Source organism: Streptomyces sp. NPDC001568, from assembly GCF_042893755.1.
In the GTDB taxonomy this organism is placed as follows: Bacteria; Actinomycetota; Actinomycetes; order Streptomycetales; family Streptomycetaceae; genus Streptomyces.
Map to the genome: position 1 here is coordinate 254,935 of NZ_JBIAVF010000009.1, position 12,754 is coordinate 267,688.

A 12,754-nucleotide genomic window follows, 5' to 3' on the forward strand; every position below is an offset into this window, starting at 1 on the left:
ACCCAGCGTGACGCGCCGCCCACACCAGGCCGTCGGCCGGTCCCCCGGGCCGGGCGGGGCCGGGAGGTGTTCGCGCTGGTGCCCGAGCCCGGGGCGCAGCAAATGCGTCATTCCCGATGGGATGGGGCAAGGATATGAACGGCATACCGGCGAATTCCGGTCTGCGGCCTCAAATGCTCATTGCCCCACCGTCACGGGCCACGCGAGAATCAGAGTGCTCCCACTCCGCTCGTCGGCGCTCCCCAGGGCCGAGCCGCGGCGTGCCCGCATCCCAGCCGTGCCCGTTCGCGGGCGTGTACCCGAAGGGAGGACCGTGACCTTCGGATTCACCTCGCCCACGTCCCTGACAACGGCCACCGGCGGCGCCAGTCGGCACGGCAGACTGCTCGAACCCGACGAGTGGACGGCGGCGGGCATCCCCCTGCTGCGCAGTCCGCGCGAGGTCGTGAGCGGCCTGCACTCCCGGCACGGCCCGGCGCCCTCCACCGCGGTGATCGCCGTCCTCGATCCCGAGGAGCGCCTCGTCGCGAGCGCCTCGTTCGTCCAGCGTTCGGCCTCGGCCGACGGCTGGGAGTACCGCAACGCCCTGCTGTCCCGGTTGCGCCGGATCCTCCCGCACGACCTGCGGCGACGGACCCCGGTCCGCACGGCGGTGTTGCTCTACTGCCGTGACAGCGACGAGCGCTGGACCGAGGAGGACGGCGCCTGGATGTGGGGGCTGCGGGACGCATGCACCCTGCACGGTCTGCGCTGCGGGGCGTACATCACGCTGACCCGCGGCGGCTGGCAGGTGCTCGGGGAGGGGCGCGGCGGACGGCACCCCGGCTCGGATTCCCGGCCGGAGCGCCTCGGCGGCACGACGGGCGAGGTCACACCGCTGACGCCGTTGACGCTGCGGACCGGCGGCGGCGCGGCCGAGGCCCTGCGACGGACCGCGGCCCGCTGAAGCCCGGGCGGGGCCGACGCCCGGGCCGCCCCGCCCCCGGACCGCGTGCGGTACGAGGCGTCAGACGCCCGCACCCAGCACGGAGTTGATCTGCTGCGCGTCGCCGCACACGATCAGCAGCGTCCCGGCACGCGTGAGCGCGACCGGCAGCGCGGCGGTGATGGTGTCGACCGGTCCGCCGTTGGCCGCGAAGACCACGACGGGACGGCCGGCGGCGCGCTGCGCCTGCGCCGCGTCCGCGTAGAAGACGTCGTCCCCGGCCTCGTGCTGGGCCCAGTACGAGGCCTCGCCGAAGGACAGCTCGTGAGCGGCCCACGGGTGCGGGTCGCCGGTGGTGAGCACCAGGATGTCGCCGGGCGCGCGCCCGGTGTCGAGCAGCAGGTCAACGGCCTCGTCGGCCGCGTCCAGCGCACCCTCGGCGGACGCCGGGATCAGCTGGACCTGCGGCACCGCCGCGGAGACGGACGGGGTGGTGGGGGCTGCGGAAACAGGTCCGGGGGCGGCCTGCGCCGCGCGCTGCGCGGGCGGGGCGGGCCGGGCGGGACCGGGGCGTCCGGGCCGGGGTACGGCGGCGGGACGCGGACCAGGTACGGGGCGGGGGGTCTGCGCGGTGCGGCCGGCGGCCGGCGTGACGCGGGGACCCTGGGCACTCTCGTGAATCTGAGGCTCCTCGATGGCGGGGGTGAGAGGCATGAGTTGATATCTATCAAACACCGGTACGAAACGTACCGGTGGGTGGCACGTGGGTGCGATCAGAAATCGAAGCCGAGTTGGCCTCCGTCTTCCAGCGCCGCCGCCTCCTCGCTGCGGCGCACCTTCTTGAGGTGGCGCCACCGCGGCAGCGCGTCGAGGTACGACCACGAGAGCCGGTGATGGGCGGTCGGGCCCCGCTCTTCGAGCACGGCCCGGTGCACGGGCGAGGGATAGCCGGCGTTCGCGGCGAAAGCGAAGTCCGCTATTCCGTCGCCCTGTTCACCCAGTTCGGCCATCATGCGGTCGCGCCGGACCTTGGCGATCACCGAGGCCGCGGCGACGGCGACGCAGGACTGGTCGCCCTTGATCACCGTACGGACCCGCCAGGGTGCGCCGAGGTAGTCGTGCTTGCCGTCGAGGATCACCGCGTCGGGCCGCACCGGGAGGGCTTCCAGGGCGCGCACCGCCGCGAGTCGCAGCGCGGCGGTCATCCCGAGCTCGTCGATCTCCTCGGGGGAGGCGTGCCCGAGGGCGTGGGCGGTGACCCAGTCCTCCAGGACGTCGAGCAGGGCGTCGCGTCTTCGGGGGGTGAGGAGTTTGGAGTCGGTGAGTCCCTCGGGCGGGCGGCGCAGGCCGGTGATCGCCGCGCAGACGGTGACGGGACCGGCCCAGGCCCCTCGTCCGACCTCGTCGACCCCGGCGATGACCTTGGCGCCGGTGGTTGCGCGGAGGGAGCGCTCGACGGTGTGGGTGGGTGCTTCGTACGGCATGGCGCCAGCAAGGTTACGCCGCCCCGGGCCGCCTGCACACCCCGGCCCACGTCGAGCCGTTCCCGGTTCGGCGCGGGCACGCGCACCAGCCCTCCCGGACGACGCCCCCGCGCCGCCTGACCGGGCGGGGGCTCCGGGGGTGCGGGGCAGCAGCGGCGGGACCGCTACCGGCCGGTCAACACTCCTCACCCTCACCCCTCAATTCGCTGCCGCACAGCAAGCAGCGACACATCACCGTCGCCGGAATCATGTCGGCCACAACCGGAGCACCTGCCTCCACCCGAGTGCTCCCCCGCCACCCCGCGCAGCAACAGCGCGAGGATCGGATCAGCGGGCGGACCCGCCCACGCAGCCCCGTCGGCGCAGGCCACCCACCCATGCGACGCGGTCGCGATCGCGAAGCCGTGAACGCAGCCGCACGTACGAGGACCCGGGCGCGGGGTGCTGCCCCGCGCCCGGGTCCTCGTGAGGCCGTCGGACGGGCTTCGACGAGCCCGACGAACCGGCCCGGACCGCCCGCGCCGACGAACCGGCCGGGACCGCCCGGCGCCGACTAGCCGGCCCGGGCCGGCTGCTCCGGCAGCCAGGCGGGCAATGCTTCGGTGCGGGCCAGCCAGGCCGCCGGCAGCACCTCGTCGCCGCGGCCGGCCAGCACGCCGCCGACGATGGCACAGGTGGTGTCCACGTCCCCGCCGACCTGCGCGGTGGTCCAGAACGCCTTCTCGTAGTCGTCCAGGGCCCGGGCCGCCGACCACAGGGCGAACGGCACCGTGTCGTGGGCGCTGGTGCGTCGGCCGCAGCCCAGCACCGCCGCGACCGTCGTCGCGTCGCCGTAGTCCAGCATGTCCCGCGCCCTGCGCACCCCCGCGCCCACCGCACTGCGCGGAACCAGCGCGATGACCCCGTCCAGCAGCTCGGCGGCCGTCGGCCGGCCCTGCGGAGAGGCCGCGAGCGCGGCCGCGGCGGCCACGGCCATCGCCCCGCACACCGCCTCGCGGTGCTGGTGGGTGGTGTAGGCGGAGATCTCCGCCTGATGCGTGGCCTGCTCGGGGTCGTCCGCGTACCAGGCGCCGAGCGGGGCGATCCGCATCGCCGCCCCGTTGCCCCAGGAGCCCTGCCCGTTGAAGAGCTCGGCCGCCAGGGTGCGCCAGTCCGCGCCCTCCCGGACCAGCCGGAGCATCCGGTTCACAGCGGGGCCGTAGCCGCGGTCGAAATCGTGGTGGGCGGCGAAGGAGCTCGCCAGCGCGTCCTGGTCGATGCGTCCGTGCGTGGCGAGCACGGCGACCACCGAGCAGGCCATCTCGGTGTCGTCGGTCCACTGCCACACGCCGCTGCCGACGGGCAGCTCGCGCCGTTTGAGCAGCGGGTAGTTCACGGGGACGAAGTACTGGGAGCCCAGGGCGTCCCCCAGAGCCAGCCCTCGGAGGCTGGACAGGGCGCGTGCGTAGCGCCTTTCGGGAGTGGTTTCAGCGGTCATCGCGCGTCACTCTAGCCGTCCAGGTCATAAGGCTCGGGTGTGGTCCAGCGCTCAAACGGGCGGTCCATCCGGTACCGGCCGTCCGGGCCGAGGAGCAGCACCCGGTATTCGCCGTTCCCCGGGTTGGACAGTGCCTCGAACTCGGCCACCGACCAGTGGAACCAACGCATGCAGAACAGCCGCATCGTCAGTCCGTGCGTCACCAGGAGCACGTTCTCGGGGTGGTCGGAGGCCTCGAAGCTGCGGTAGAGGCTCTCCAGGAAGGAGCCGACGCGGTCGTACACGTCGGCGCCCGACTCCCCCTGGGCGAAGCGGTAGAAGAAGTGCCCGTAGGCGTCCCGGTACGCCTTCTGCAGGCGTACGTCGTCCCGGTCCTGCCAGTTGCCCCAGTCCTGCTCGCGCAGTCGCGGCTCCTCGCGCATCCGTACCCGCGTGGGATCGAGGCGCAGCTCCCGGAAGGTCTGCAGGGTCCGGCGGTAGGGCGAGACGTAGGCGCTGATGTGCTCGTCGCCGAAGAGGGCGCGCAGCCGGACTCCGGCCTCGGCGGCCTGTTCGCGCCCCTTGGGGGTCAGGCGCAGGGCGTGGTCGGGCTCACGCTCGTACACCGTGTCGTCGGCGTTCCCCTCCGATTCCCCGTGCCGGACAAGGACGATGCGCCGTGGTCGTACCATCCCATGACCCTATTCGCCGACCGGCGCCCACGCGGACCGGGGCGCGCCGGGCCGGGAGGCGGGGCCTTCGTACGGTCAGACGGTCCAGCCGGGTTCGAGGTCCACGACGTCTCCGGTGAGCGCTTCGACGTCGGCCTCGGTCTGGGCGCGCAAGGAGAGCCGTTCGACCCGCTCCTGCCGGTACTTGCCGTGCTCCGCCGCCGCCCGCCACATCGACAATACGAGGAACTCGCGGCCGGGCGCTTCGCCGAAGAGGCCGCGGACCATGCCGGGCGAGCCCGCCATGGCCGGGTTCCACACCTTCTCCTGCATCAGCGTGAAGTGCTCCTCGCGCCCCTCCCGCACCCGGGTGTGCGCGACCCGGACCACGTCGGCGTCGCTGAACCGGGGCTGGAAACCGGTCTTCACGTCGAAGCGGTGGTCGAACAGCGTGGCGCGCGCGTGGGTGTACGTGCCGTTCTGCGCGGCGGCCAGCCGGTCGTGGGAGCGGGCCATGAAGGAGTCGTAGAAGGCGCGGCTCTCCCAGAACGTGAAGACGTGCGCGACGCCCTGCCGGCCCCGGCTCCAGCCGCCGCCCTGCCCGCGGAATCCTGGCTCCCCGGGCAGCCCCGCCCACTTGCGTTGCCCGCGCTCGAACCCGCGTCGGTCCGTCACCGTGCAGCGAATCCACTTGACCAGCACCGCGCCATCGTACGGGCCGGGTGCGGCCCGGGTCAGTCCCTTGAGCGGTGGATCCGAAGCAGTTCGGCCGCGTCCCGATCGGACAGCCGGAGACCGAACTCCCGATCGAGGAGCCCGATCAGGGCCTCGGCCGCGACGTCCTCCCGCTCGACGTGCCCGTCGGGGTGGAGGCGGGTGAGTTCGCCGCCCACCAGGGCCTGCCGGACTGCGTCGCCCTGGAGCTGGACGAGGGTCCGCCCGACGAAGGAGGAGCGGGGGTGGGAGGAGCTGTAGTGGTTCAGCACGACGTAGTCGACGGGGTGGTAGCGCTGCGGGGAGAAGGCGTACAGGTCGCGCCAGGCACCGGCACGCAGGGCGCACAGGACGAGGATCCCGTCCTCCTCCTCGCGGACGCGGAACGTCCACTGCCCTTGGCGGACCTCCTGGCCGGGCCGGGCGAGCGGTACGGGCTCGCACGGGCCCTGGTAGCCGAAGCCCGCGTCGCAGAGCCACGGCCGGCCCTCGACGGTGACGACGAGGACGGCGTGCGTCACCGCGAGCAACTCGTCGCCCCGGGTGCGGTTGCGGGCCCCGCGCCCGGACACCTCGAAGCCGATCCGCTCCAGGGCAGCGGCCAGCAACGAGTTCTGTTCGTAGCAGTAGCCGCCGCGACGGCCGTGCACGAGTTTGTCCTCCAGGGCTTTGACGTCCAGTTCGACGGGGCGGCCGAACAGTACGTCCAGGCTCTCGAAGGGGATGGAGGCGGTGTGGGCGCGGTGCACTGCGTACAACGTCTCCAGGTCCGGCCGGAGTTCCCGCGCCCCGGTACCGGTTCCGCCGCCCCGGCCGCCGCCGCCACCGTCCACCGGCCCGGTTCCGTCCCCGTTGCCCAGGCCGATCCGCACCAGGTACGCGTCCAGGTCCAGTTCGTCACCGCTCCACATGGCTCCCCCACTCCCCCCGCGTGACATTCCGGGGGCGCACCCCGTGGCGCACACCCCGCACCATGATCGCCGCGGCCGCCGCGCACGACCAGCCCACCCTCCGGAGGACCTGACCACCTTCCGGAGTACCTGACCGCGTCGCGGCGCCGGCCGGCCCCCCGCCGGGCGCTACAGCTCGGGTTCCGGGGGAACACGGTCGGTGAACGCGCGCAGCCTCAGCCGCGGATCACGATGGTCCGCCAGCCACCGCATTCCAAAGTCCTCCGCTGCCAAGCCCGCACGTGCGACCCCGGCCCAGTCGTCCCGGTCGAGGACCGCGAGGTACCTCGCCCGGAACTCCTCCCGCTGCTCCGCGGCGCACCCGACCGCCTCGGGCGACGCGACGGTCAGGTGCTGGGCGAGCAGTGCACACATGTAGTAGCGCTCCAGGTCCGGTCCCAGCGAGCCCACCCGCCGGGAATGCGCGTCCAGTACCGCTGCCGCGTGCGGGTAGCGGCCGAGGGTGAGTCCCATTCCGGAGCACACGGTCATCCGGTACAGCAGCCGACCGGTGTGGTCGACCATCCCGATGTCGTCATCGAGCTCGTCGAGCGCCTCGTGGGGCCGGGCGACCTTGATGAACTCGTCCACGAAGTAGGCGTTGAGGAAGTCGCCGTCGAAGGCCCTGCGGAGCAGCCACGGTCGGATGGCCGGGTCGTCGAGCCCGCACAGGGCGTGGACGACGTGGACGCGCCCCCAGCCGGTGACCCGCTCGGCGAGCCAGAACAGGGCCCCGACCCCTCCCGGCTGGCTTTCCAGAGCGCGCGCCGCCCACGGCCCCATGCCCCGCGAGAGCAGCCCGATCGTCCGGATCAGCGGGATGTCGTCGTCCGTACCGGCGGCGGTCAGCAGGGCGAGCCCGATGATGACCACGGCCCGGTCGGTGCCGTGCCGCACCAGCCACCGGCCGGTCGCGCGGGCCTGCGCGCGGTCCGCCCGTGCGGCTGCCGCGACGATGTGTTCTTCGGGGATGTGCGAGATTCCGAGGCCGTGCACGACCTCGGCCAGCTCGGCGGGAGGGGCGCAGCCGCGTGCGAAGTGCGCGTCGAGGAGGAGCACCACGTCCCGCTCGGCCTTGTCGCGGTCGGCGGGTTCGGTCAGGGGCCGGCCCCGGTACGACGTCTCGTCGGGATACGGTTCGCCGTTGCGCGGCAGCGGCTCGTCCGGGAACCTCCGGTGCAACCACAGCGCGTGCTCGAACAGGATGGTGGGTGATCCGGGAGCTGTCGTCCCGGTCGTCCCGGTCATCGGCGGATTGACGACTCGATTCTGTTGATCATGTCGGGGAGCATGCCACGGCCCGGCGCCGCCGACAAGGCCCCGCCCGCCGGCACCCGTTGCGCCGGACACGGACACGGACACGACGAAGGGGACCGCCCGTGGGGTCGGTCCCCTTCGTGAACTGCCGGTCAGCCGCGTGCGCGGGTTACGTCACGTGTCGCGTCCCGCGCCATCGCGCACCCGGATCAGCTGCAACCGCTGGTCGAGCCGCAGCCCTCGCAGATGTAGCAGGAGCCGGCGCGCTGCATCTTCGTGCCGCACGAGAAGCACAGCGGGGCGTCGGCGGAGACGCCGAGCTGCATCTCGACCAGTTCGGCGTTGCTGTGCGCCGTCTTCGGAGCCGGGACCGACGCGATCGCGACGGGCTTCGGGGCCGCCGGGACTACCGCGACCGGAGCCGACTGCGCGAGGGTCTCGGTGTCCAGTTCCTCGCCGTCGAGCGGCTCGTAGGAACCGGTGTCGAGGTGGCGCTGACGCTCCTCGGCGGAGTGGATGCCGAGGGCGGAGCGGGTCTCGAAGGGCAGGAAGTCGAGCGCCACGCGGCGGAAGATGTAGTCGACGATCGACTGCGCCATCCGCACGTCCGGGTCGTCCGTCATACCGGCCGGCTCGAAGCGCATGTTCGTGAACTTCGCGACGTACGTCTCCAGCGGGACGCCGTACTGCAGACCCACCGACACGGCGATGGAGAAGGCGTCCATCATGCCCGCGAGGGTCGAACCCTGCTTGGACATCTTCAGGAAGACCTCGCCCAGACCGTCGTCCGGGTAGGAGTTCGCCGTCATGTAGCCCTCGGCGCCACCGACCGTGAAGGAGGTGGTGATCCCCGGGCGACCCTTCGGCAGGCGCTTGCGGACCGGGCGGTACTCGATGACCTTCTCGACCGCCGCGCGGATGGTCTCCTCGGCCTTCTCGGTGACCTCGGTCTTCTCCGCTTCCTTCTTCTTCGCGGAGAGGGGCTGGCCGACCTTGCAGTTGTCGCGGTAGATCGCGAGCGCCTTGACGCCCATCTTCCACGCCTCGAAGTAGATCTCCTCGATCTCCTCGACGGTCGCCGTCTCCGGCATGTTGACCGTCTTCGAGATCGCGCCGGAGATCCAGGGCTGGATCGCGGCCATCATGCGGACGTGGCCCATCGCGGAGATGGAACGCTCGCCCATGGCGCAGTCGAACACCGAGTAGTGCTCGGTCTTCAGACCCGGGGCGTCGACGACCACGCCGTGCTCGGCGATGTGCGTGACGATCGCCTCGATCTGCTCCTCCTGGTAACCCAGGCGGCGCAGGGCCTGCGGGACGGTGCCGTTGACGATCTGCATCGAGCCGCCACCGACGAGCTTCTTGAACTTGACCAGGGCCAGGTCCGGCTCGACACCGGTGGTGTCGCAGGACATCGCCAGACCGATGGTGCCGGTCGGCGCGAGCACGGACGCCTGGGAGTTGCGGAAGCCGTTCTTCTCGCCGAGGCGCAGGACGTCCTGCCAGGCCTCGGTGGCCGCGGCCCAGATGATGTTGTCGAGGTCGTCGGTGCGCGGCGCGACGGCGTTGGCGTCGGCGTGCTGCTTCATGACGCGCTTGTGCGAGTCGGCGTTGCGGGCGTAGCCGTCGTACGGACCGACGATGGCGGCCAGCTCGGCGGAGCGCTTGTACGCGGTGCCGGTCATCAGCGAGGTGATCGAGGCGGCGAGGGTGCGGCCGCCGTCCGAGTCGTACGCGTGGCCGGTCGCCATCAGCAGGGCGCCGAGGTTGGCGTAGCCGATGCCGAGCTGACGGAAGGCGCGGGTGTTCTCGCCGATCTTCTGCGTCGGGAAGTCGGCGAAGCAGATGGAGATGTCCATCGCGGTGATGACCAGCTCGACGACCTTGGAGAAGCGCTCGGCGTCGAAGGACTGCTTGCCCTTGCCGTCGTCGTCGAGGAACTTCATCAGGTTCAGCGAGGCGAGGTTGCAGGACGTGTTGTCCAGGTGCATGTACTCGCTGCACGGGTTCGAGGCGGTGATGCGGCCGGACTCGGGGCAGGTGTGCCAGTTGTTGATCACACCGTCGTACTGGATGCCCGGGTCGGCGCAGGCCCACGCGGCCTCGGCGAGCTGACGGAAGAGCGCCTTGGCGTCGACCTTCTCGATGACCTCGCCGGTCATGCGGGCCCGCAGGCCGAACTCGGTGCCGTTCTCGACGGCCGTCATGAACTCGTCGTTCACCCGGACCGAGTTGTTGGCGTTCTGGTACTGGACGGACGTGATGTCGTCGCCGCCCAGGTCCATGTCGAAGCCCGCGTCGCGCAGGGCGCGGATCTTCTCCTCCTCCTTCACCTTGGTGGCGATGAAGTCCTCGACGTCCGGGTGGTCCACGTCAAGGACGACCATCTTGGCCGCGCGGCGGGTGGCGCCGCCCGACTTGATCGTTCCTGCGGACGCGTCGGCGCCGCGCATGAAGGACACGGGACCGGAGGCGTTGCCGCCGGAGGAGAGGAGCTCCTTGGAGGAGCGGATGCGGGACAGGTTCAGGCCGGCGCCGGAGCCGCCCTTGAAGATCATTCCCTCTTCCTTGTACCAGTCGAGGATCGACTCCATGGAGTCGTCGACGGCAAGGATGAAGCAGGCGGAGACCTGCTGCGGCTGGGGGGTGCCGACGTTGAACCACACCGGGGAGTTGAAGCTGAAGATCTGGTGCAGGAGCGCGTAGGTCAGCTCGTGCTCGAAGATCTCCACGTCCGCGGGGGAGGCGAAGTAGTCGAAGTCCTCGCCGGCCTTCGTGTAGGTGTTCACGATCCGGTCGATCAGCTGCTTCAGACCGGTCTCGCGCTGCGCGGTGCCGACCGCACCACGGAAGTACTTGCTGGTGACGATGTTGACCGCGTTCACCGACCAGAAGTCGGGGAACTCGACGCCACGCTGCTCGAAGTTCACCGAGCCGTCGCGCCAGTTGGTCATGACGACGTCACGGCGCTCCCAGCTCACCTCGTCGTACGGGTGCACGCCCGGGGTGGTGTGGATGCGCTCGATACGCAGGCCGCTCTTGGCAGCCTTGGTCCCCTTGGTGCGGGAACCTCGCGCCGAGCCGCTCGCCGTCTCTGTCATGCCGCTTCCTCCCATATGCGGGCAAAAACGCCCTAAAGTGCCAGCGCTATTCCGCGGCACGGTGCTGTGTGTCTTGTATCTACGAATCTCGCCCTGCCGACCCACGGGCCGGGCCGCGCCGAGGTGCGGCCCGTCGGGTCAGTCGGCGGCGGGGGCGGGCACGGGGACGACCCGGGGGGTCCCTCCGGGCTCGCACTCGTGCGGAGGCCGGGGCTCGCGGAGTTCCGCGATGGCGGCCTCGAAGTCTTCAAGGGTGTCGAACGCTCGGTAAACGGATGCGAACCGCAGGTACGCGACGAGGTCGAGCTCCTGCAAGGGGCCGAGTATGGCCAGACCCACGTCATGGGTGGTCAGTTCGGCGCTGCCGGTGGCGCGCACCGCCTCCTCGACCCGCTGGCCGAGCTTGGCGAGGGCGTCCTCGGTGACCGGCCGCCCCTGGCACGCCTTGCGGACACCAGAGATGACCTTGCTACGACTGAAAGGTTCGGTGACCCCACTGCGCTTGATCACCATCAGTGAGGCCGTCTCCACCGTCGTGAAGCGACGGGAGCAGTCGGGGCACTGACGGCGCCTGCGGATCGACGTTCCGTCATCCGTGGTGCGACTGTCCACGACCCGACTGTCGGGGTGCCTGCAGAAGGGGCAGTGCATGGTTCCCTCACCCTTCTTGTGGCACGACCGAATCACCCCACGGAGCCCCTGAACGGCAGGGACTGGTCTCTGCCGGGGGCTCGTGAAGCAGCTCCCAGCATATGCGATACCGGAGACCTTGACCGACCCGGGGACCACAACTTGTGGGCGGCGGCGCTCATCCAACCACTAGATCTTGGGTTGGGATGGATTTTCACCACTCCGCGTGTCGCGGCGCCCGACGGGCGGTGACCGGGGCCGGCGGTGCCAGACTGGACGGCGACCCCCACGGCGGCGGCCGCACCGGAAACGGTACCGTAGGCGCGAAGTGCGACATCGAACCCACATTCGACAAGAAGGCGGGCCCACACCCCGGGCCGATCGCGGGACCGTCGTCGGCAGTCACGGAACGTCACGATCCAGCAGCTTCGGCGAGCCGCGGCGGGCGCGCCCGGCCACTCGATCACCCGTCCGGCTCAGCCATACACCCAGCCGCCTGACCCAGGTGGACGATCCTCGATTTTTCACTCGAACGTGTGTTTGGCGCAACCTTTCGAAAGCAACTACCGTTGTCCAGCGAGGGAGAACATTTCGAGAGGGGCCGACGTGACCACCACCGCAGACAGTGCCACCATCACTGCCCAGAACCGCTCCCAGAGCCGACTCGAGCCGGTGCATGCCATGAACGACGCAAGTCCGAACCCGGAGGCGGAGCCCGTACGCCCCGCACGGTCGCTGCCAGGGCGACCTCCAGGCATCCGCGCCGACAGTTCCGGACTCACGGACCGGCAGCGCAGGGTCATCGAGGTCATCCGCGACTCCGTACAGCGCCGCGGCTACCCGCCGTCGATGCGCGAGATCGGCCAGGCGGTCGGCCTCTCCAGCACCTCGTCGGTGGCACACCAGCTGATGGCTCTGGAGCGCAAGGGCTTCCTGCGCCGCGACCCGCACCGTCCCCGTGCCTACGAGGTGCGCGGCTCCGACCAGCCCAGCTCGCAGCCGACGGACACCACCGGCAAGCCGGCCGCGTCCTACGTGCCCCTGGTCGGCCGGATCGCGGCCGGTGGTCCGATCCTCGCCGAGGAGTCCGTGGAGGACGTGTTCCCGCTGCCCCGGCAGCTGGTCGGTGACGGCGAGCTCTTCGTCCTCAAGGTCGTGGGCGACTCCATGATCGAGGCCGCGATCTGTGACGGCGACTGGGTCACCGTCCGCCGTCAGCCCGTCGCGGAGAACGGCGACATCGTCGCCGCGATGCTGGACGGCGAGGCCACCGTCAAGCGCTTCAAGCGGGAGGACGGTCACGTGTGGCTGCTCCCCCACAACGCCGCCTACCAGCCCATCCCCGGTGACGAGGCCACCATCCTCGGCAAGGTCGTCGCCGTACTGCGCCGGGTCTGACCCCGCCGCCCCTCAGTCGGCTCCGGGACCCACTGCGCCGGTCCCGGAGCTGTCGCGCGTCCGGATCCGGTGCGGTTCGTTCCGGTCTGATCCGGTTCGGTCCGGTCCGGTTCACCGAGTGCTCCGGAGCCGGCGGTTCCGGAGCTGGGTCGTTCGAGTGAGGGCGCG

The 12,754-nt window shown here is 71.2% G+C and carries 11 protein-coding genes; 2 read left to right on the forward strand and 9 right to left on the reverse strand.

All coding sequences use genetic code 11. The features are described from left to right. Nucleotides 1-313 precede the first annotated feature (313 nt). Nucleotides 314-946, forward strand: a complete 633-nt coding sequence (locus ACFY0I_RS18830; RefSeq protein WP_388896723.1) for a hypothetical protein — start codon at nt 314-316, stop codon at nt 944-946. Nucleotides 947-1,006: 60 nt separating this feature from the next. On the opposite strand, the gene ACFY0I_RS18835 is transcribed toward ACFY0I_RS18830, so the two are convergent. The 9 genes from ACFY0I_RS18835 to nrdR form a co-directional block, all read right to left on the reverse strand. Next, the gene (locus tag ACFY0I_RS18835; RefSeq protein WP_388896726.1) at nt 1,007-1,639 is read right to left on the reverse strand and encodes a hypothetical protein; all 633 of its coding nucleotides are present in this window, start codon (nt 1,637-1,639) and stop codon (nt 1,007-1,009) included. Between the two features lie 59 nt (nt 1,640-1,698). Next, a complete protein-coding gene (locus ACFY0I_RS18840) occupies nt 1,699-2,409 on the reverse strand; it encodes a ribonuclease HII (RefSeq protein ID WP_388896729.1) in 711 nt (236 codons plus the stop codon). Between the two features lie 553 nt (nt 2,410-2,962). After that, the gene (locus ACFY0I_RS18845; protein WP_388896731.1) at nt 2,963-3,886 is read right to left on the reverse strand and encodes an ADP-ribosylglycohydrolase family protein; all 924 of its coding nucleotides are present in this window, start codon (nt 3,884-3,886) and stop codon (nt 2,963-2,965) included. An 11-nt stretch (nt 3,887-3,897) separates the two neighbouring features. Next, nucleotides 3,898-4,557 (reverse strand): histidine phosphatase family protein, encoded by a 660-nt coding sequence (locus ACFY0I_RS18850; RefSeq protein ID WP_388896734.1) that lies wholly within the window; start codon nt 4,555-4,557, stop codon nt 3,898-3,900. Nucleotides 4,558-4,632: 75 nt separating this feature from the next. Continuing rightward, complete coding sequence (locus tag ACFY0I_RS18855) at nt 4,633-5,238, reverse strand: YdbC family protein (RefSeq protein ID WP_388896737.1); 606 nt, start codon at nt 5,236-5,238, stop codon at nt 4,633-4,635. 32 nt (nt 5,239-5,270) lie between these two features. Further along, nucleotides 5,271-6,161 (reverse strand): arylamine N-acetyltransferase, encoded by an 891-nt coding sequence (locus ACFY0I_RS18860; RefSeq protein ID WP_388896740.1) that lies wholly within the window; start codon nt 6,159-6,161, stop codon nt 5,271-5,273. 168 nt (nt 6,162-6,329) lie between these two features. Then, complete coding sequence (locus ACFY0I_RS18865; protein ID WP_388896742.1) at nt 6,330-7,448, reverse strand: hypothetical protein; 1,119 nt, start codon at nt 7,446-7,448, stop codon at nt 6,330-6,332. Between the two features lie 218 nt (nt 7,449-7,666). Further along, nucleotides 7,667-10,558: a vitamin B12-dependent ribonucleotide reductase gene (locus tag ACFY0I_RS18870; RefSeq protein ID WP_388896745.1), complete on the reverse strand. Its 2,892-nt coding sequence runs from the start codon at nt 10,556-10,558 to the stop codon at nt 7,667-7,669. Nucleotides 10,559-10,696: 138 nt separating this feature from the next. Further along, nucleotides 10,697-11,209 (reverse strand): transcriptional regulator NrdR, encoded by a 513-nt coding sequence (gene nrdR, locus ACFY0I_RS18875; RefSeq protein WP_388896748.1) that lies wholly within the window; start codon nt 11,207-11,209, stop codon nt 10,697-10,699. A gap of 585 nt (nt 11,210-11,794) precedes the next feature. Between nrdR and lexA the strand changes: the two genes are divergently transcribed. Further along, nucleotides 11,795-12,586, forward strand: coding sequence for a transcriptional repressor LexA (gene lexA, locus ACFY0I_RS18880; protein WP_362879276.1), 792 nt, complete (start codon nt 11,795-11,797; stop codon nt 12,584-12,586). Nucleotides 12,587-12,754: the final 168 nt, after the last annotated feature.

What these genes read in the sequence shown, in the direction of transcription:
- ACFY0I_RS18835 (WP_388896726.1), bottom strand. Translation starts at nt 1,639, where the DNA reads ATGCCTCTCACCCCCGCCATCGAGGAGCCTCAGATTCACGAGAGTGCC.
- ACFY0I_RS18840 (WP_388896729.1), bottom strand. Translation starts at nt 2,409, where the DNA reads ATGCCGTACGAAGCACCCACCCACACCGTCGAGCGCTCCCTCCGCGCA.
- ACFY0I_RS18845 (WP_388896731.1), bottom strand. Translation starts at nt 3,886, where the DNA reads ATGACCGCTGAAACCACTCCCGAAAGGCGCTACGCACGCGCCCTGTCC.
- ACFY0I_RS18850 (WP_388896734.1), bottom strand. Translation starts at nt 4,557, where the DNA reads ATGGTACGACCACGGCGCATCGTCCTTGTCCGGCACGGGGAATCGGAG.
- ACFY0I_RS18860 (WP_388896740.1), bottom strand. Translation starts at nt 6,161, where the DNA reads ATGTGGAGCGGTGACGAACTGGACCTGGACGCGTACCTGGTGCGGATC.
- ACFY0I_RS18865 (WP_388896742.1), bottom strand. Translation starts at nt 7,448, where the DNA reads ATGACCGGGACGACCGGGACGACAGCTCCCGGATCACCCACCATCCTG.
- ACFY0I_RS18870 (WP_388896745.1), bottom strand. Translation starts at nt 10,558, where the DNA reads ATGACAGAGACGGCGAGCGGCTCGGCGCGAGGTTCCCGCACCAAGGGG.
- nrdR (WP_388896748.1), bottom strand. Translation starts at nt 11,209, where the DNA reads ATGCACTGCCCCTTCTGCAGGCACCCCGACAGTCGGGTCGTGGACAGT.